Source organism: Acinetobacter sp. 1000160 (assembly GCF_000588715.1).
In the GTDB taxonomy this organism is placed as follows: Bacteria; Pseudomonadota; Gammaproteobacteria; order Pseudomonadales; family Moraxellaceae; genus Acinetobacter; species Acinetobacter courvalinii.
The window spans coordinates 177,390-197,314 of the sequence record NZ_JFWP02000007.1; the positions used below are offsets into that span (position 1 = coordinate 177,390).

Here is a 19,925-nt window from a genome sequence, read left to right on the forward strand (position 1 = left end):
TTTGAATTGACATACCCCGGACTTAAAATCATATTAGCACGCTTAGTTTATCTCCCCCATTGTATTAGGCATATATGAAGGCCAGCTTAAAAAACTTGAATATTCTGCTGTTGATCTTATTGCCCGCCTTGATCACAGGCGGCTTACTGATTGCAGTCGGTAATTTATCTGATGGTTTAAGACTTGGCTGTTTATCATTGCCTGGCGTACTGTTTGTTTATCTAGCGATTACCCGACAAAAAATCTATTGGTATCTCCTTGCCATCATCTGGTGGTTTTTGGCCTGGTTAGATGCCTTACTTCGCTCAAGCACCTGGTTTTTATTCAATAGTGATAATGAGGCCTATTTCATTATTGAAGCGCTTGCCAATACCAACCGTCGGGAAAGTCTGGAATTTTTTCAGCTTCATCTCGGTACCATGCTTATGGTGGGGGCAGGTCTGTTGACCTTAGTCATCCTGTATAGCATTACCGTGTTTAAACTGGTTAAACCGATTCATTTTAGCCGACTCTGGCACAGCCGAATTTATCGGGGCTGTATTATTTTTCTGATCTTGCTGGCGATCACCAGTTATCTGATGAAACCCTCCCGTAAGGTACATCCGATTGTATTCTGGACGGAGTATCAGACCAAAATCCAGGACTTTAAAGACCGCATCAAACAGCATAAAAATGTCCATTTGCAATGGGACAAAAGTGCCAAGCAGAATCTGGTACTGACTGAACAGGCTAAAGGCAAACAAACCCATGTACTGGTCCTGTCAGAAAGTTTAACCAGCTTAAATCTGGGTATCTGTGGCTATCCACGCAATACCACGCCTGAACTGGCAAAACGCGTGAATGAGATCAAGGTCTTTTGTAATGCTTTCTCTCCTTCACCGTCTACAATCAATGCATTACGTGTACTGTTAACCGAAAGCCCGGCTTCACAATATGATCAATATTCACCAGAAAGTATTCTGGCCTATGCCCGGGCTGCAGGATATAAAATTTACTGGCTCAGTAATCAGGATGATACCTATTTATCTTCTTTATTCGGTGCCTATGCCGATAAAGCAGTCTATAAAAATAAACGTTCGGGACGCAGCAGCACCTCGTTGGATGAAACGCTCATTCCGGATTATCAACTGGCACTGGCCGATCCTGAACCGAAAAAACTGATTATTCTCCATCTGATTGGCGCTCATCCCAATTATAAAGAGCGCTATCCAGCGGCATTTAACCGGTTTTCCAGCGACAGTAACGATGCTGTCGAAACTGACCTCAAAAATCGGGACATTGATCCGTGGATTCGTTCACTGCGCAATGACTATGATAATGCGGTCTTGTATGAAGATTCATTACTGAGCCAGTTTCTGGATGATTTAAGAGCAGATGCGACACCTGATTTTAGATCCTTTACCGTGGTTTCTGATCATGGCAATGAAGTCGGACATGAAATTGATTATGCCGGTCATAGCCCAAATACCAAAGCAGGTTATCAGGTCCCTGTAATCATGTGGTCAGATCGCTTACACAGCACAGGTGTAGATAAAGAAAAAACCTTAAATACTGCGGAACTGGACAATAATCTGATGCGGATTATGGGACTGAAGGACAAATCCTCCCCATCTCAAACTTACTGGTTAGATGACAATTATCATTTCACACCAGAAGCCAACTGGCCTTATTGGAAGAAATAGCTCTTTATTTTCTCATTGTTTTTGAATCCAGTTTAGACACAAGATCAAACTGGATTTTTTATTTCAGAGCGACTGCTTTTAAAATTCTTGATATTTTCATAAAACTATCATCTCCCTGTCATGTATTTGATAACTTCAACGCTCAAACTAGCGGCTTGAATAAAAAACACATGAGCTTATCTATGTTTAAAAAAGCAGTTCTTTGTCTGAGCCTGATCAGCCTTGCTGGTTGCAATGATGACAACAATGATCAAAACAATATCAAACAACCGAATAATCAGGGTGCTAAAATTCTGGTGGTGGGACATCGGGGAGCCAGTGCACTTCGTCCAGAACACACGCTTGCATCGTATCAAAAGGCGATTGACGATGGCGCCGACTTTATTGAGCCGGATCTGGTTTCAACCCAGGATGGCGTTCTGGTTGCCCGTCATGAAAATGAAATTGGCGGCACCACCAATGTTTCAACCCTGCCGCAATTTACCGATCGTAAAAAAACCAAGGTGATTGATGGCGTGACTTTAGAAGGTTGGTTTACTGAAGACTTTACTTTAAACGAATTGCAACAACTGAAAGCACGTGAGCGCATTCCCCAATATCGACCAGACAATCAAAAATACAATGATCTCTATCCAATTCCGACCTTGGAACAGATTATCAAACTGGCTGAAGCAAATTATAAGAAAACCGGCAAAATCATCGGCCTTTATATCGAAACCAAACATCCCACCTATTTTCAAAAACAGAATTTGGCAATGGAAGATAACCTGCTCAAAACCTTATCTCAATATCAATACACCCGCGATATTGCACCGATCTATTTACAGTCTTTTGAAGTCAGCAATTTGAAATACTTAAAGAATCAGCTTGATCTACACAAAAGTGTCAAACATGCCCAACTGATCCAGCTTTATGATGCGCCCGATACCAAACCTGCTGATTATGTAGCTGAAAACAATCCGAAAACCTATGCAGATTTAGCCACGGCAAGCGGTCTTAAAGAAGTTGCAAAATATGCCAATGGTGTCGGCCCATGGAAAGTCTATGTCTTTAAAAATGACGACATAACGGAAACCACCTCCTTTGTTAAAGATGCCCATCAGGCGGGGCTAAAGGTGCATCCATATACCTTCCGGCCTGAAAATAACTTCCTGCCAGCCAGCTTAAAATGTAGCGCAGATAAAGCCAAAGAAGCAGAACGTTGTGCCACAGGTTCAATCAAGGAAATGCAGCTGTATTTCAAAGCGGGTGTAGATGGGATCTTTACCGATGATCCAGCATTGGGGCGCCAGGCAGTACAAAGTTATCAAACCACGGCAAAATAAGTCTTGTTTCAAATTTAAGGGCAGCCTGAGCTGCCCTTATTTATGCATGGCTATGCTGTTTTTGCTTGCCCTGTTGCCATTGCCCCCAGCCATAAGCCGCCAGTCCGATAAAGGCGGCATAGAGCCCTGCGGTCAGGAAAACTTCTTTGTAGATAAACATGCCCACATAGATGATATTGACAAAAATCCACAGAATCCACGTGGCAATATGCTTTCGACTGGTCCAGTAGGTGGCCAATAAGCTGAATGCCACCAATTGCGAATCCAGCATCGGTACCGCAGCATCAGTAAAATGTTTAAGCATCAAGCCAAACAGCAGACCAAAAATAACCGCCATACCCATTTGCGCCAATACCAGAGTTTTGGCAATCGGTTCAATCCGGATCTCATGGTCCTGACGTTTGCCTTTTAGCCAGTAATAGAATCCATACACATTCATCGCAATAAAGAAAAATTGCAGCAGTGTTTCACCATATAAGCGGATGCTAAAGAAAAAATAGGCGTATAAACTGCACGCCAGAAAATTAAACCACCAGCACCACATATTGCGTCGAATGGTTAAGGTCACACCAATCAGACTGATCACGACCGCAAAAATTTCAAAGGCAGACAAGAGCAAACTTCTTTCAGAATTTGTTGGCAACATTATGGAAAAATCTGCAATTTTAGCAATGCCCAATTATTGATTTACTTTATCTATATTTTTATCTTGATTTGAGAAATGGCTATTTTTCAAACACCCTCTATGCTATAAAAGATCAGAATCAGTTTCGAATATCTTATATGTTGAACCATCAAGTTTCCTCTTCACGTCCGAATGCGATTGCGCATGACATTTCTGTCTATGCGGCATGGCGACGTGTCTACGCGTTACAGCGAGGGGACTTGATATATTTCAGATGATGACACTTTAAACATCAGTTGAATCCACAGGTCGCCTCATGAGCGACCTTTTTTATTGTCTTAATTTCACCGTTGTTATTACAGGAATCATGTCATGACCCAGTTACCCGAAAAGAATGCTCTCTCCATGCCACAGCTACAACCGGCTGTAGCCCCTGTTTCCCCTCGCCTTGCTACAGTCGGTCAATTCATCGCCGTGGTGCTGATCTGGTCATTTACACCTTTAGCTGCGGTCTGGACAGTACATGAAATTCATTGGGCTTGGGGATTATTCTTACGATTCAGTATCGCCATTCCACTGGCCTTGCTGTGCCTGCTTTATTTTCGTTTGAAACTGACCATCAACAAGACTGCCATACTCAGTTATGGTGCCGGTGCGCTTGGGCTGTTCGGCTCCATGACCTTTTGTTATATGGGTGCAACCCGCGTCTCTTCCGGTATGATCTCGATTGTTTATGGGACCGCACCGTTATGGTCGGGACTGATCGCCGTATTTATCCTCAAACGCGAACACTTTTTAAAACGCCAATGGTATGGACTCATCCTGGCCGTTTTCGGACTTTCGCTCACCTTAGGTCTTGGCGCAACGCACATCCAGCTAGATAGGCTTGGGGTCATCTATGAAATTATTGCAGTACTGCTGTACGTATTTTCCATGTTTGCCGTTGCACAAATTGGTGCCGGGATCCATCCCATTATTCAAACCACAGGCTCAACGCTCGTTTCGTGGTTCGGCTATCTGTGTTTATTACCCTTTTTCCTCAGCCAAGCACCGACCCAGTTGCCGAGCCTGCAAACAGGTCTGGCCTTGTTATATAGCGCATTATTTTCGTCGGTGCTGGCCATGATTTGTTATTTCCACCTGATCCAGAAACTGAACCCGACCACGGTCATGCTGATTACCATATTAACACCCGTTCTTGCGACTGGCTGGGGGGTATGGTTCAACAATGAAGCGTTAAGCTCACATCTGATCATTGGACTTATTTTTCTATGCTTCGGCTTATTTCTTTACGCTTACCGTAGAAAATAAGGTATAGATAAGGTTTTAAAACTGACAGGTCAGTCAACTGGACCTGTCAGCAATAGTATCGGCCAACAAGCCACAGTAAACTATCCCGATCACCTCGTGATTTCTCAAAGATTTGTTCAAGGATGAAATAATCTATGCGTTCTTACGTCTTCTGGCTCTGCTTCGGCCTATTATTCGTCTTGCAAGGGTGTGTACATGCCACACCCCAAACAACGGTGGTGACCAGCAAAAGCATCGAACTGAAACAACGCTATTATCAGGCAAAGACTACGGCGCCGGATGGGACTGTACTGGCCTTTACGGTGTATCAACCGCATTTAAAAACTGACCAGACTGCACCTTTAATTTTACATACCCATGGCTTTGGCCTCTCCCGGATGAAACGTCCGGAACTGAGTTTGTATGGTTTCCTGTTACCTACTGGACAAGTCGCGAAAACTGCCTGGCAGAAGGGCTACTGGGTCATGAGTTATGACCAGCGCGGTCACGGTGATAGCCAAGGAAAAATCCGCCTGACTGATCCGGAGAAAGAAGCTCAAGACGTCATCACCCTGATGAACTGGGCAGAAAAAACCCTGCCGCAACTGGCAACAAATCAACATGGCGTGCGAACAGGCATGATCGGTGAGTCTTATGCAGGTGGAGTACAATACATCGCTTCAGCACGTGATCCCCGTTTACAGGCCATCGTTCCTATCACCACCTGGTATGACATCGTCAATAGTCTTGCGCCGAATGGAGTACCCAAAAGTAACTGGATCGGTTTTCTCAACCTGATTGGCGATTGGTGGAACTGGAATAAGTTTGATCCCGAATTAAAACAGGCCTATCTTGCAACGCAACAAGGTCAACTGAAAGCATCTACCTATGATTTTTTAAAAACCCATCAAGCCAGCTGGTTTTGCGATCATGCACAGGCACCTCAAGCAGATGCACTGATTATTCAGGGTTTTAGAGATATCTTGTTTCCCTTTAATGAAGGAGTAAAAGCAGCCCAATGTATTCAGCATGCTCAGCATGACGTTCATTTGATTGGAGTACAGGGCGGACATTTACAGCCTTTTGCCCAGCATTCGCCTCGCGGCAATACACCCTTCTGGTATATTGGCAAAACTGTGAGTTGTGGCAATCAGCAAAAATATAATCTGCAAAATACCATCTTGGACTGGTTCAACCAGAAGCTCAAGGACCAAACGCCAGCGATCAACTTACCGGAGTTATGTGTGGATCAAAGTCCTGTCACGAGCTTAAATGACCTGAATGCAACTCAGTCCTATCGTCTGAATAAAACCTGGATCGCACCGACTGCAACTCAAGCAGTCTTCGTTCCTATCCATACCGCCACCCAACGCGGTTATATCACGGGTGCCCCACGGCTGTCTTTACAGGTAGAAACACCATCTAAAGTAGATCCGACCTTATTTATCTCTATGGCGATTAAATCCAAACTCACAGGGAAATATGAGGTTTTAAATGATCAGACTGCGCCGTTTAATGCAGCCCGAAAACAGGCTTATGACCAGATTACCCAAGACATAACCCAGCTGGATGAACCGCATTTAACCATTGAGTTGCCAAGTATGAATGGGCGATTGAATCAAGGCGATACCCTAGGCTTACTCATCAATACACAGAGCATGTACTATCAAAAAATAAAACAACCTAAAATTGAGGCTTGGATTTCAGGGCACATTGTTTTACCTAAATTTTGGAGTGAGACCGCTTCGAAATAATATTTATTTTTATAAAAAACCAGCGAGAGTGAATTCTACCACTCTCGATTGGCAATCAATTCTTCCATTTCAATATCCAGATAACCGACATCTTGCACCACCATCATCATGGCTTCGGCAATATAATCTGCGGCAGTGTCATCTAAACTGGAATCCAGATCTTCAAATTGTGGTTTCATTTCGTTAATTTCGATCATGGTCTGATGTGCAAAACGATAGATTTCCGTTTCGGATAAGTCAGTACGGCTTACCTTTTTTGAAAACTTCTGGATATGCTGTTTCACTTCAGCCACGAGAATATCGGGATAATATTCATCGTCAAACATGGGGAGGAGTAAATCTTCGAACATAAAAAATAATATGCCAATAAAACGCCATGCTTATAACATAATCCAACCAAAATCACGATATTTAGGCATAAAAAAAGCGGTTTTCCGACCGCTTTTTTTTAATCATGTTTACTCTTTTCTAGCACTTAAGCTTTTGGCAATCTTTGCAAGCTCCACAAACTCTTCTCGCATTTGATAAGGATCGGGTTTCGCTGATTGCTGTGCAAGCTGAATAATCTGATCCCATCCCATTGCGCCATTGTACTGTCCACCCTTTAATTGCTGGGCATAAGAGGCCACAGCAACGGCAAAACGGGTATCGTTATTGGCTTGAACCAATGGTCTGCTTTCCGCCCTCACTGCTTGACTCAATAAAATACTTTTCTCTTGATTTGGTAATTTATAGCGCAAGTTTACAAACGCATATTCTGACTTTTTGGCTGTGTCAGTTTTTGCCGATGCCTGATAACGTGAATCATTGAGCCAGCCTTGTTGACCCACTGGAATGATTTCATAAATCGCGGTGACATTATGTCCCGCTCCAATATCCCCGGCATCGACCTGGTCATTGTTAAAATCTTCCTGCTTCAACATCCGGTTTTCATAACCGACCAAACGATATTCTTTCACCGTTGCAGGATTAAATTCGACCTGAATTTTGACATCCTGAGCAACAGTCGCAAGGGTCGATGAAAGCTGACGCTGCACCACTTTTTTCGCTTCATTTTTATTATCAATATAGCTGTAATTGCCATCGCCTGCATCCGCCAGTTGCTCCATCAACTGCTCATTGTAGTTCCCAGTCCCAAAACCCAATGTCGTTAACGAGATCCCGCTTTTACGTTTCTCTGCCACCATACCTTTCAAGGTACTAAAATCGGTAATACCGACATTAAAGTCCCCATCTGTCGCTAGCAGAATACGGTTAATACCATTTTTCACAAAGGCTTTTTCAGCCTGCTGATAGGCCAATTGGATGGCTTGTTCACCTGCGGTTGCCCCACTGGCCTGCAAGGCATTAATCACAGCAAGTATTTTGTCTTTTTGATTGCCTGCAGTCGGTTCCAGGACCAGTTTTTCACCGCTGGCATAAGTAATGATGGTGACCTTATCCTGTGCTCGAAGTTGCTCGGTGAGTAAACGCAAAGTCTGTTTTACCAGAGGCAGTTTGTCAGCTGCATCCATACTGCCAGAGACATCGACCAAAAAGACCAGATTGGCAGGTGGCAGTTGTTTGGTGCTCAGATCTTTGGCCTGAATGCCAATCTTGATCAGCTTGGCATTTTGTTTCCATGGCGAATCAACGGTTTCGGTAGTGACCGAAAAAGGATGAATGCTATTTGGCTGCGGGTACTGATAATCAAAATAATTAATCATCTCCTCGGCACGAACCGCATCAACAGGCGGTAATCGCCCGTCATTTAAAAAACGACGTGTGTTGGTATAACTACCTGTATCTACATCAATACTAAACGTTGAAACAGCTTGATCCGCAACACGATGTACTGGATTGACTTCATTATTTTGATATTTTTCAGTGTTCTGCTCTAAGCGCGGTCTTTCCATGGTCGGCATCACGGCAATATAAGATGCTGGTGCGATCATCTTATGCGCTTTGATCAATCCCTGATTTGACTGAGTCATTGGTGAGGGCGCTATAGGCATCGCAGTTTCAACTGCAACCTGATCATACTGTTTAACAGGTGTACTACAGGCCATAATCATACAACTAAGCAAACTCAGGGTTAAAATTTTTGTTGATTGATGCATTATTCACTTCCCCAATTTATTTCATTTTTTCAAATACAGTCACGATACAAAGAATTGTATGCAAAAAAAGAAAGATACACCGTATTCGAATGTATCTTCCCAGCCTGGCTGATCAATCAGCTAAACCGTTGTTCTAATCAATCGCATAATTGATGGTCACCACCACACGGGCAATTTTATTAATGGTGGCCTTGTCATAAGCACCGCCATAATCACTATCATCATCCGAGCCACTTTCTGGCAAGATATAAAATGCCCCTTGACTGGCAGAACGCATCATTCCGACCTTTACACCACCCACTTTGGCAAACTCGTTGGCACGGCTATAGGCATTTTGGGTGGCATTGGCAATCAGCGACATTTTGATTTCCTCTAAATTTGATACCAAATATTCAGGTTTCTGCTCAATGGCAATGCCCTTTTCATCCAATAGATATGCATCTTTGGCAGCCTGTTCAATCTTCTTGATATCGCGGCTATTAACCACCAAATTCTGTAAAGCGGTATAGCCTTTAAACTCGCGATTGATTCGCCCGTCCCCCAGATTCACTTCTTCATAATAGGGTTGTGAACTTTTATTTCCGAGTTGCATATCTGCCGCTTTAAAACCATGCTCTACAAAGAACGCCTGTAAGGCTTTCATTTGCTGATCAAGTAATTGATAGGCCTCTGGAATCGTGTCCAATGTATGGCTGCTTTGGAGATGAATCTCCCAGCGAGCTGAATCAGCCTGAATCGGTTTTTCAGCCAGGCCCTTGACTGTAATTGAATTTTTAGTGCTATTAAACTGTTTCAGGGCATAGCCCATAACCCCTGCAGAAATAATGAATCCAAGACTCAAAATGAGGGCAAATACCCATAAACTTTTATATGTAATTGTTTTATTTTCCATTTTTAATATCACTTTGCTTATTTTATAGTCTTGTTATATGTAATCTGGCCAAGCAAGTCAATAGAGCCCTGAAGCTTTACTGACATCTCAGCCACTTTTAAGCCTGCATCATTTTCCAGACCTTGATCGCATCGCGAGTGGCTTTAACATCGTGTGCCCGAACGATACTTGCCCCTTGCTGAAGACTTAAAAGATGCCCTGTTACACTCCCCACCGCACGTTCTTGGGCTGGGACACCATTTAAAGCTTCACCAATAAAACGTTTCCGTGACAAGCCCGATAGAATTGGATACCCCATTCGGTTAAGCTTCCAGAACTCATTCAATAACTGGAAATTTTGCCGGGCATTTTTGGCAAAACCAAAACCTGGATCGATAATAATATTTTCCGGCTTAATTCCAACCGCAATGGCCTGTTCCAGACGTTGTTGTAACTCCTGAATGACCTCTTCGGTCACGTCATTATACTGATCCAGCTGATTCATATTGGTCGGTTCACCCCGCATATGCATCAACACCACAGGAATATTTAACTCGGCTGCGGTTTCCAAGGCTTGAGGGCGGGTTAAGGCACGTACATCATTCCAGATATGCGCACCGGCTTGGACGGCAGCACGCATGACTTCAGGCTGACTGGTATCAATCGACATGATCACATCATATTTGGATAATGTCTCGACCACAGGAATCACACGGCGGAGTTCTTCCTCCAGCGCCACAGGTGATGCATTGGGGCGGGTAGATTCACCCCCAATATCAATAATGCTTGCGCCATCTTCAATCATCTGTAAAGCATGTTGAATCGCCTGATCTTTCTGGTGATGCTGCCCCCCATCACTAAAGGAATCCGGGGTTACATTCAAGATTCCCATCACCTGGGGTTGTGAAAGGTCTAATCGAAAACGACCACAGAATAATTGACTTTGGGGTAATGGCATCAACTGCATCATCAAAACTCTTCACACTTTAACAGGCTTATTTTAACAACACAGCTGATGCTGCGTTGCTGATTTATTTTCAGTTTGGCGCAAAATCCAGACAAAAAAAGAGCGACCGGAGTCGCTCTTTTTATCTGAGCTTTGATTAGCCCATTGCTGGTAAAGGTGGTGGTGTAGATGGGCCATCTTTCGGTGGTTCAAATGCCGCCACTGGATTATCAGCAACATAAACTTTAGGTGGTTGCGGCTCACGTCCTTCCATGATGTCACGGATCTGGTCACGATCGATTGTTTCCCAATCCATCAACGCTTTCACCATTGCATGTGCGATATCTTTGTTATTTTCCAAGATCTCACGTGCAACTTTGTATTGCTCATCTAGGATACGACGTACTTCTTCATCGACCTTTTGCTGAGTCGCTTCAGAAATGGTACGACTACCGACATTACCGAAGAAACCATTTTGGTTTTCATCTTCATAAACCATAACGCCAAGCGCATCAGACATACCGTATTTGGTGACCATTGCACGCGCCATTTTAGTTGCACGTTCAAAGTCGTTCGATGCACCAGTCGACATTTGGTTAATAAATACTTCTTCCGCAATACGACCACCAAACAATATTGAAAGTTCATTCAACATCTTATCTTTATAGTGGCTGGTCTGATCTTGCTCTGGCAACTGCCAGGTCACACCTAATGCCCAACCGCGTGGCATGATCGTTACTTTATGCACAGGGTCAGTACCCGGTAGCATCTCGGCAACAATCGCATGTCCCGCTTCATGGTAAGCCGTAGCACGACGTTCTTCTTCACGAATCACCATCGATTTACGTTCAGGACCCATATAGATCTTGTCTTTGGCATCTTCAAAGTCATGCATATCGACCGTGTTTTTATTACGGCGGGCAGCAAACAATGCAGCTTCATTGACCAAGTTTGCTAATTGCGCACCCGAGAAGCCCGGTGTACCACGTGCAAGCACTTTAAGATCCACACCTGTCACCGAAGGAAGTTTCTTCAGGTGAACGTTCAGGATCTGCTCACGACCACGAATGTCTGGTAAACCCACCATCACTTGACGGTCAAAACGGCCTGGACGAAGCAAGGCTTTATCCAGTACGTCTACACGGTTGGTCGCAGCAATCACGATCACGCCTTCATTGCCTTCAAAACCGTCCATCTCGACAAGCATCTGATTCAAGGTTTGTTCACGCTCATCATGACCACCGCCTGTACCCGAACCACGATGACGACCAACTGCATCAATCTCATCAATAAAGATGATACATGGCGCATGACGTTTCGCTTGTTCAAACATGTCACGAACACGAGAAGCACCGACACCGACAAACATTTCAACGAAGTCAGAACCCGAGATACTAAAGAATGGAACCTTAGCTTCACCGGCAATGGCTTTCGCCAATAATGTTTTACCCGTACCTGGAGGACCAACCATCAATACACCACGTGGAATGGTTGCACCAAGGCGTTTAAATTTGGCTGGGTCTTTTAAGAAATCAACGATTTCAACCACTTCTTGTTTTGCTTCATCACAGCCAGCGACGTCACTGAATGTTAACTTGATCTGATCTTCAGATAACATTTTCGCTTTTGACTTACCAAAGCTCATAGGACCGTTTTTACCACCAGCACCACCGCCCATATTACGCATGAAGAACATGAATAACAGGATGATCAGTAATACCGGGAAACTTGCAATGAGAAGTTGCATCAAAATGCCTTGACGTTGCGGTGCTGTGCCCTCAACCACTACATTCTGTTTATTTAAGCTTGGTAGCAACTCAGTGTCTTCTACTTGAGGACGAACCGTCTCAAATGAAGAACCATTGGTTTTTTCACCATTAATATTTAAACCGTCGATTGTGACTTGTTTAATTTGCCCAGCATTCACCGCTGCAACGAAATCAGAATATTTCATCGCTGCAGGCTTATTGCGGTCACTGACGTTGCTAAAAATCAAAATCAGAACACCGAGTATGATGAGCCACAATACGGCATTCTTGAAGTAATCGCTCAAGGCTTTATTCCCATATCAATCTAATTTGATCATACCTAATCTTGGCTGACCTTCACAAAAACAGCAATGAATTTGCGTTGCAAAAAACTTAAAAGGTACAAAATGCACAATTTTTAACAACTTGGCAAGTACACTTTTATTGCAATGCCTTTTTACGACCTTGACCAATCAAAAAAACTTCTTTCGATCGAGCACGTGATGCCGCAGGTTTGGCTGTTTTTAATACATCAAAACTATCGACCACCTGTTTACGGAATTCGTCAAATCCTGAACCTTGGAACACTTTAACAACAAACTGTCCGTTTGGTCCGAGAACTTTCTGAGCAAAATCCAAAGCCAGTTCACATAAGTAAATCTGACGCGGTTGATCAACAGCCCTATTACCTGATGTATTGGGGGCCATATCCGAAATTACAACGTCTACTTGACGTCCATTTAAAATATTTAACAATTTTTCGAAAACTTCTTCCTCACGGAAGTCGCCTTGCAGGAAGGTTACGTCTGGCAATGCATCCATTTCCAGAATATCTGAGGCAATCACCAAACCGTTTGAGCCAACCAGTTTACCCGCAATCTGAGACCAGCTGCCTGGCGCCGCACCCAAGTCGACCACCGTCATACCGGGCTTGATCATTTTATATTTTTCTTGGATTTCAAGTAACTTATACGCCGCACGTGCGCGATAACCTTCCTTTTGTGCTTTTTTTACAAAAGGGTCATCTAAATGCTCTCTCATCCATGCACGACTGCTTTTAGACAATTTTTGATTGGTAATGCGTGTCGCCATAACTCACTAAATTTCAAAAAACTTCTGATGAGTCATTGTACGTGAAAATTCCGCCTATTACAGTACGGATGTACTTCATTCACACGAACTTTTACAGATTTTTTCCGATCAGGCCAATTGGTTATTTCAGCAATTTTTCACATATTTGTTTGAAGTGTCGGCCTGCGAATCTATCTTAGAAACAGGATGCAAGTTATACTAGGTCGTTTTTCCAATCAGGTATTTTTAATGGCGGCTTTATCTATCCATGAACGTAAACGTTTACGTCAAATCGGTCATGCACTTAATCCAGTTGTAATGATTGGTAGCCAAGGTCTTACAGAAAACGTCATTGAAGAAACAAATCGTGCGTTAAACGACCACGAGTTGATTAAAGTGAAAATTGCGGGTGAAGACCGTGATGCACGTGGTGCCGTCATTGATGCGATTGTAGAAGCAACCGGTGCCGAGTCTGTACAAAAGATTGGTAAAATTGTTCTGCTCTATAAAAAAGCGGCGAAACAAAACCAGCACCTGTCTAACTTAGTCCGTTTTGCTCACTTAAGTAATAAGTAATTAGCATGGCGAGTTATGAACTATCCGCTTTTGATCGCTTTAGTGCCATTACGGTCGTTGGGGCGATTGAGCAACAAACACCAGCAACCTTGAATGTTGGTTTTTGGGTTCGTGACCCAAATCAATTTTTGATTTACCCATATCAGGTTACGGCGCATCCACGTCATGATTTTTTATGGGAACAGACGTGCTTTGAAATTTTTGTGGGCGTGAAAGATCAAGATTTCTACCGAGAAATTAACCTTTCCCCTTCTCAAGCGTGGCAAGTCTATCAATTTGAAGAATACCGCTTCCCTGAAGATATGCCGCCTGTCGCTGCCTATGATATTGAACTGAATCATTTGCAACGCACGCATTATGGCTTGAATGTCAGTCTGGATTTCTCCCAGTTTATGCGTGAGCATCAACTTAAATGGGCTGACCTGTATATCGGTTTAACCGCTGTACTTAATACCACTCAAGGTATGCATTATTTTGCAATGCAGCACAGCAGCCCTCAAGCTGACTTCCATAACAAGCGCGACTGGTTACATCAGTTTTAATAGGTTAAGCATAAAAAAGCGAGAAAAATTCTCGCTTTTTTTAATTTCCGAACAATTAGCTTGTACGGACTTTATTCCATGCTTCAACCGCTTGCTCTTTGGTGCGCTTAAAACTACCGACCAGAGTATCTTTATGCTTTACTGAAATCTGGCTAATATCATCTTTCAGTTCTTTGCTCACTTTACTTAAGTCTTCAATCAATGCATTCAACTCAGTTTTCAATGCATTTTTCAGTTCAAGCAAGTTACCTTGCGATGAATTCAATTGAGTTTTAATCACTTCGATACGCTCTAAAATATCCTGCTTGATTTGCGCAAACTGGTTTTGAACATTTTGATTTAACTCTTTTGCTTCAGTCTCAATTTTTTCCTGAGTTTCTGCCAAAGCCTCTTTCACTTGACCTTGCGTTTCAGCAATCACTTCTTTCGCCTGCTCTTGGGTCTCAGCAAGCACTTCTTTTGCTTTTGCGGTTTTTTCTGCGACTGCTTCTTTCGCTTTCGCAGTTTTCTCTGCCACAGCAGTCTTCACTTCAGCCGTTTTTGCAGCAACCTCTTGTTTCACTTTGGTTGTTTTCTCAACAACTGTATCTTTCACTTCTTCAGCCGTTACCGGTGTCGTTTGATTCTCAGCCATTTTGCTTACCCTCTTCTTGATTGTTAATTTTTGGCCAAGCATAGGATAAAACGGCTACTTCTTAGACAACATTAAAATTGTCAGACAATTTGCATAATATCTCATGATAACCATATAAAGATGAGAGATTTTGCAATAGACAGTTATCTAGCCATTTAAAAAAATAAATCGTGTAATTCCTGATTTTAATAAATAAAAACACATAGACTTTTCACGCACTCATGCGTATAATGCGCTGTTAAGTTACAAGCGAGCAGACTGGAAGGAGGGGCATGTTTTTTTAAGACAGCCTGCCTTTTTTTATGTCTTCTCGCTTTTTTACAGCCTAATTTTTGTGGTCTTAGTTCAGGAGCTTTGGTTTGAGCCCCCCCGCCATTTTAGCCCTCGCAGATGGAACGATCTTTAAAGGAACGTCTATCGGTGCATCGGGTAGTACGACTGGTGAAGTCGTTTTTAACACTGCCATGACTGGTTATCAAGAAATTTTGACCGACCCAAGCTACGCACAACAAATTGTGACGTTGACTTATCCTCATATTGGAAATACTGGCTGTAATAGTGAAGACGTTGAATCAGGTCGCATCCATAAAGTATGGGCGAATGGTTTGATTATCCGCGATCTTCCTTTATTGCATAGCAACTTCCGTTCTGAACAATCACTCAGTGAATACCTGGAGCAACATAATGTTGTAGCCATCGCTGATATTGATACCCGTAAATTGACACGTATTTTACGTGACAAAGGTGCACAAAACGGCTGTATCCTTGCTGGCGAAAATATTACAGAAGAACAAGCGATTGCGAAAGCACGTGAATTTGGCGGTTTAAACGGTCTCGATCTTGCGAAAGAATGCTGTGACCCGACGGGTTTTGAATGGACTGAAGGTTCTTGGACTTTAGGTCAGGGTTTCACTCAACCAGAATTAAAATATCATGTGGTTGCATACGATTATGGTGTCAAAACCAACATCTTACGTATGCTTGCAGACCGTGGCTGTAAATTGACAGTGGTTCCTGCACAGACTCCTGCTGAAAAGGTTCTTGCTTTAAATCCGGATGGCGTGTTCTTGTCAAATGGTCCTGGTGACCCGGCAGCATGTGACTATGCCATCGAAGCAGTCAAAACCATTGTTGAAACCACAACATTGCCAGTATTCGGTATTTGTTTAGGTCATCAGATTTTAGCGCTTGCTTCAGGTGCGAAGACCATGAAAATGAATCACGGTCACCACGGCGCGAACCATCCTGTACAAAACCTTGAGAACGGTACAGTGATGATTACTTCTCAAAACCACGGCTTTGCTGTCGATGAGAGTACTTTACCAGCAAACTTAAAAGTGACACATCGCTCACTGTTTGACGGTACAAACCAAGGTATTCATCGTACTGACAAACCAGCATTCAGCTTCCAGGGTCACCCTGAAGCCAGCCCTGGTCCACATGATTGTGCGCCGTTGTTCGATCATTTCATCGAACTTATCGAAGCCGCTAAGAAGTAATTAAGGAGCGAATAATGCCTAAACGTACGGATATTAAAAGCATCTTAATTATTGGTGCTGGTCCTATTGTCATTGGTCAGGCGTGTGAGTTTGACTATTCAGGTGCGCAAGCATGTAAAGCGCTTCGTGAAGAAGGTTATCGCGTTATTCTGGTCAACTCGAATCCAGCGACCATTATGACTGACCCTGCAATGGCAGATGCAACGTATATTGAGCCAATCACTTGGCAAACTGTTGCACAAATCATTGAAAAAGAACGTCCAGATGCAGTCCTTCCAACCATGGGTGGTCAAACTGCATTGAACTGTGCCCTTGCACTTGATGAGCACGGCGTTCTTGAAAAATATAATGTTGAACTGATTGGCGCATCAAAAGACGCGATTGAAAAAGCAGAAGATCGTAAACTGTTTGATATCGCAATGCGTAAAATTGGTCTGGAATGTCCAAAAGCGGCCATTGCTGAAACAATGGAAGAAGCGTTGGCCATTCAAGCCGGTTTCGGTTTCCCTGTCATCATTCGTCCATCATTCACGATGGGTGGTTCTGGTGGTGGTATCGCCTATAACCGCGAAGAATTCCTTGAAATCTGTGAACGTGGTTTCGACCTCTCTCCTACTCACCAGTTATTGATCGATGAATCTTTAATTGGCTGGAAAGAATACGAGATGGAAGTTGTTCGTGACAAAAACGACAACTGTATCATCGTCTGTGCGATCGAAAACTTTGACCCAATGGGCGTTCACACGGGTGACTCCATCACCGTTGCTCCTGCGCAAACATTGACAGACAAAGAATATCAATTGATGCGTAATGCATCGGTTGCAGTTCTGCGTGAAATCGGTGTTGAAACAGGTGGTTCAAACGTTCAGTTCGGTATTAACCCGAAAGACGGCCGTATGGTTGTGATCGAGATGAATCCACGTGTATCACGTTCATCTGCACTTGCCTCTAAAGCAACAGGTTTCCCGATTGCAAAAATCGCGGCGAAACTTGCAGTGGGCTACACCCTTGATGAATTGAAAAATGACATCACAGGCGGCGTAACACCAGCATCTTTCGAACCATCGATTGACTATGTTGTGACCAAGATTCCACGTTTCAACTTCGAAAAATTCCCACAAGCTGAGCCGGTATTAACCACTCAGATGAAATCTGTGGGCGAAGTGATGGCGATTGGTCGTAACTTCCAGGAATCTGTACAAAAAGCACTTCGTGGTCTTGAGGTTGGCGTCAGTGGCTTTGATGAAAAAATCGAAGCAGGTACTGCAAATGCCAAAGACATCATCCTAAAAGAGCTTAAAGTCCCGGGTCCAGAGCGTATCTGGTATGTTGCGGATGCATTCCGTCACGGTTTCTCTTTAGATGACGTATTTGAAGCAACCAAAATCGACCGCTGGTTCCTGATCCAGATCGAAGACATCATTAAAACTGAAGCTCAAGTGAAAACTTTAGGTTTTGGTGATTTAAATGCTGACAATATTCGCTCGTTCAAACGCAAAGGTTTATCTGACCTGCGTATTGCGGACTTGATGGGTATTTCACAAAAACAATTCCGTAAACATCGTTGGAACTTGGGTGTATATCCAGTTTACAAACGTGTTGATACTTGCGCAGCAGAGTTTGAATCTGGCACTGCTTACATGTATTCAACTTACGATGAAGAATGTGAAGCAAATCCATCAAATCGTGACAAGATCATGGTGATTGGTGGCGGTCCTAACCGTATCGGTCAAGGGATCGAGTTTGACTACTGCTGTGTACACGCTGCATTAGCTATGCGTGAAGACGGTTATGAAACCATCATGGTGAACTGTAACCCTGAAACCGTTTCAACCGACTATGACACATCTGACCGTCTATACTTCGAGCCTGTAACACTTGAAGATGTACTTGAAATCGTACGTACCGAGAAGCCGAAGGGCGTGATCGTACAGTACGGTGGTCAAACACCATTAAAATTGGCGCGTGCTTTAGAAGAAGCCGGTACACCAATTATCGGTACATCTCCAGATGCGATTGACCGCGCTGAAGACCGTGAACGTTTCCAGCAAATGATCCAGCGTTTACAGCTTCGTCAACCGAACAACAGCATTGTAAAATCTGCTGAAGAAGGTATTTCTGAAGCGGCTAAAGTAGGTTATCCGTTAGTTGTTCGCCCATCTTATGTATTGGGTGGCCGTGCGATGGAAATCGTGTATAACGAAGAAGAGCTTAAACGCTACCTTCGTGAAGCTGTACAAGCCTCAAATGAAGCGCCTGTCCTGCTTGACCATTTCCTTGATGATGCAACTGAAGTCGACGTTGACTGTGTATCTGACGGTAAAGATGTTGTGATCGGCGGTATCATGCAGCATATTGAACAGGCTGGTATTCACTCTGGTGACTCTGCATGTTCGATTCCTCCTTACTCGCTTTCTCAAGAAGTTCAGGATGAGATGCGTCGTCAAACGGTTGCAATGGCAAAAGAGCTTGGCGTAATTGGTCTGATGAACGTTCAATTCGCAGTCAAAGGCGATGACGTTTACGTACTCGAAGTGAACCCACGTGCATCTCGTACCGTGCCATTCGTATCGAAATGTATTGGTGACTCTTTGGCGAAAGTGGCTGCACGTTGTATGGCGGGCCAATCACTTGAATCTCAAGGTTTCACTAAAGAAATCATCCCGACCCATTTCGCAGTGAAAGAAGCAGTGTTCCCATTCGCTAAATTCCCTGGCGTAGATCCAATGCTTGGCCCTGAGATGAAATCGACAGGTGAAGTCATGGGCGTGGGTACCACATTTGGTGAAGCATTCTACAAGGCAGTACTTGGTTCAAACGAACGTTTACCTGGCTTGCCAACTGAAGGCGAAGTGAAGCATGCCTTCTTGTCAGTTCGTGAATCAGACAAGAAATACATTGCCAACATCGCTCAACAGTTGATTGACTATGGTTTCAAACTTGTTGCGACCAATGGTACACACCGTGTATTGAAAGAAGCGGGTATCGAATGTGAAGCTGTCAATAAAGTGACCGAAGGTCGCCCACATATTGTTGACCGCTTGAAAAATGGTGAAATTCATCTTATTGTCAACACAACAGAAGGCAAACAAGCTCAGTATGATTCTGCCATGATTCGTCGTGCTGCCCTACAAGGCAAGGTGTACTACACCACGACAATCAACGGTGCTGAAGCAGTTTGCCAAGCATTTGCTGTGAAATTGCCAATGGATGTGTACCGCTTGCAAGATTTACAAACTGTAGGTTAATTCTCTACCGATAAA

The 19,925-nt window shown here is 43.5% G+C and carries 16 protein-coding genes; 8 read left to right on the forward strand and 8 right to left on the reverse strand.

The window, feature by feature from the left end; genetic code table 11:
- Positions 1-74: 74 nt before the first annotated feature.
- Together J699_RS04380 and J699_RS04375 are read left to right on the forward strand one after the other, a co-directional pair.
- Positions 75-1,682 carry a phosphoethanolamine transferase gene (locus J699_RS04380; RefSeq protein WP_032870284.1) on the forward strand — a complete coding sequence of 536 codons (1,608 nt, stop codon included), beginning with the start codon at positions 75-77 and terminating at the stop codon, positions 1,680-1,682.
- Positions 1,683-1,864: 182 nt separating this feature from the next.
- Positions 1,865-3,007, forward strand: coding sequence for a glycerophosphodiester phosphodiesterase (locus J699_RS04375; RefSeq protein WP_032870281.1), 1,143 nt, complete (start codon positions 1,865-1,867; stop codon positions 3,005-3,007).
- 40 nt (positions 3,008-3,047) lie between these two features.
- Here the strand turns inward: J699_RS04375 and pnuC are convergent, their stop codons facing one another.
- Positions 3,048-3,653: a nicotinamide riboside transporter PnuC gene (pnuC, locus tag J699_RS04370; RefSeq protein ID WP_032882931.1), complete on the reverse strand. Its 606-nt coding sequence runs from the start codon at positions 3,651-3,653 to the stop codon at positions 3,048-3,050.
- Positions 3,654-4,004: 351 nt separating this feature from the next.
- Here pnuC and J699_RS04365 point away from each other — a divergent pair, with 351 nt between their 5' ends.
- Both J699_RS04365 and J699_RS04360 read left to right on the forward strand, forming a co-directional pair.
- Positions 4,005-4,943: a DMT family transporter gene (locus tag J699_RS04365; RefSeq protein ID WP_032870278.1), complete on the forward strand. Its 939-nt coding sequence runs from the start codon at positions 4,005-4,007 to the stop codon at positions 4,941-4,943.
- A 134-nt stretch (positions 4,944-5,077) separates the two neighbouring features.
- On the forward strand, positions 5,078-6,676 hold the full coding sequence (locus tag J699_RS04360; RefSeq protein ID WP_032882932.1) for an alpha/beta hydrolase family protein: 1,599 nt from the start codon (positions 5,078-5,080) through the stop codon (positions 6,674-6,676).
- A gap of 35 nt (positions 6,677-6,711) precedes the next feature.
- Here J699_RS04360 and J699_RS04355 read toward each other — a convergent pair whose 3' ends face one another.
- From J699_RS04355 to rlmE, 6 genes are all read right to left on the reverse strand, one after another.
- On the reverse strand, positions 6,712-7,026 hold the full coding sequence (locus J699_RS04355; RefSeq protein WP_032870273.1) for a DUF5713 family protein: 315 nt from the start codon (positions 7,024-7,026) through the stop codon (positions 6,712-6,714).
- Positions 7,027-7,134: 108 nt separating this feature from the next.
- A complete protein-coding gene (locus J699_RS04350) occupies positions 7,135-8,775 on the reverse strand; it encodes a vWA domain-containing protein (protein ID WP_032870270.1) in 1,641 nt (546 codons plus the stop codon).
- A gap of 133 nt (positions 8,776-8,908) precedes the next feature.
- Entirely contained in the window at positions 8,909-9,667 is a 759-nt protein-coding gene (locus tag J699_RS04345) for an SIMPL domain-containing protein (protein ID WP_032870268.1), read from the reverse strand.
- A gap of 97 nt (positions 9,668-9,764) precedes the next feature.
- On the reverse strand, positions 9,765-10,613 hold the full coding sequence (gene folP / locus J699_RS04340) for a dihydropteroate synthase (RefSeq protein WP_032870489.1): 849 nt from the start codon (positions 10,611-10,613) through the stop codon (positions 9,765-9,767).
- Positions 10,614-10,749: 136 nt separating this feature from the next.
- On the reverse strand, positions 10,750-12,645 hold the full coding sequence (ftsH, locus tag J699_RS04335) for an ATP-dependent zinc metalloprotease FtsH (RefSeq protein ID WP_005231889.1): 1,896 nt from the start codon (positions 12,643-12,645) through the stop codon (positions 10,750-10,752).
- A gap of 136 nt (positions 12,646-12,781) precedes the next feature.
- The gene (gene rlmE / locus J699_RS04330) at positions 12,782-13,432 is read right to left on the reverse strand and encodes a 23S rRNA (uridine(2552)-2'-O)-methyltransferase RlmE (protein ID WP_005231890.1); all 651 of its coding nucleotides are present in this window, start codon (positions 13,430-13,432) and stop codon (positions 12,782-12,784) included.
- 228 nt (positions 13,433-13,660) lie between these two features.
- On the opposite strand from rlmE, the gene yhbY reads away from it, so the two are divergent.
- Together yhbY and J699_RS04320 are read left to right on the forward strand one after the other, a co-directional pair.
- The gene (yhbY, locus tag J699_RS04325) at positions 13,661-13,987 is read left to right on the forward strand and encodes a ribosome assembly RNA-binding protein YhbY (RefSeq protein ID WP_004774823.1); all 327 of its coding nucleotides are present in this window, start codon (positions 13,661-13,663) and stop codon (positions 13,985-13,987) included.
- 5 nt (positions 13,988-13,992) lie between these two features.
- Positions 13,993-14,529: a DOMON-like domain-containing protein gene (locus J699_RS04320; protein ID WP_032870262.1), complete on the forward strand. Its 537-nt coding sequence runs from the start codon at positions 13,993-13,995 to the stop codon at positions 14,527-14,529.
- 55 nt (positions 14,530-14,584) lie between these two features.
- Here J699_RS04320 and J699_RS04315 read toward each other — a convergent pair whose 3' ends face one another.
- Positions 14,585-15,163 (reverse strand): hypothetical protein, encoded by a 579-nt coding sequence (locus J699_RS04315; RefSeq protein WP_032870260.1) that lies wholly within the window; start codon positions 15,161-15,163, stop codon positions 14,585-14,587.
- A gap of 359 nt (positions 15,164-15,522) precedes the next feature.
- Between J699_RS04315 and carA the strand changes: the two genes are divergently transcribed.
- Together carA and carB are read left to right on the forward strand one after the other, a co-directional pair.
- The gene (gene carA, locus J699_RS04310) at positions 15,523-16,662 is read left to right on the forward strand and encodes a glutamine-hydrolyzing carbamoyl-phosphate synthase small subunit (protein WP_032870258.1); all 1,140 of its coding nucleotides are present in this window, start codon (positions 15,523-15,525) and stop codon (positions 16,660-16,662) included.
- A gap of 14 nt (positions 16,663-16,676) precedes the next feature.
- Positions 16,677-19,910, forward strand: coding sequence for a carbamoyl-phosphate synthase large subunit (carB, locus tag J699_RS04305; protein WP_005231897.1), 3,234 nt, complete (start codon positions 16,677-16,679; stop codon positions 19,908-19,910).
- Positions 19,911-19,925 lie beyond the last annotated feature (15 nt).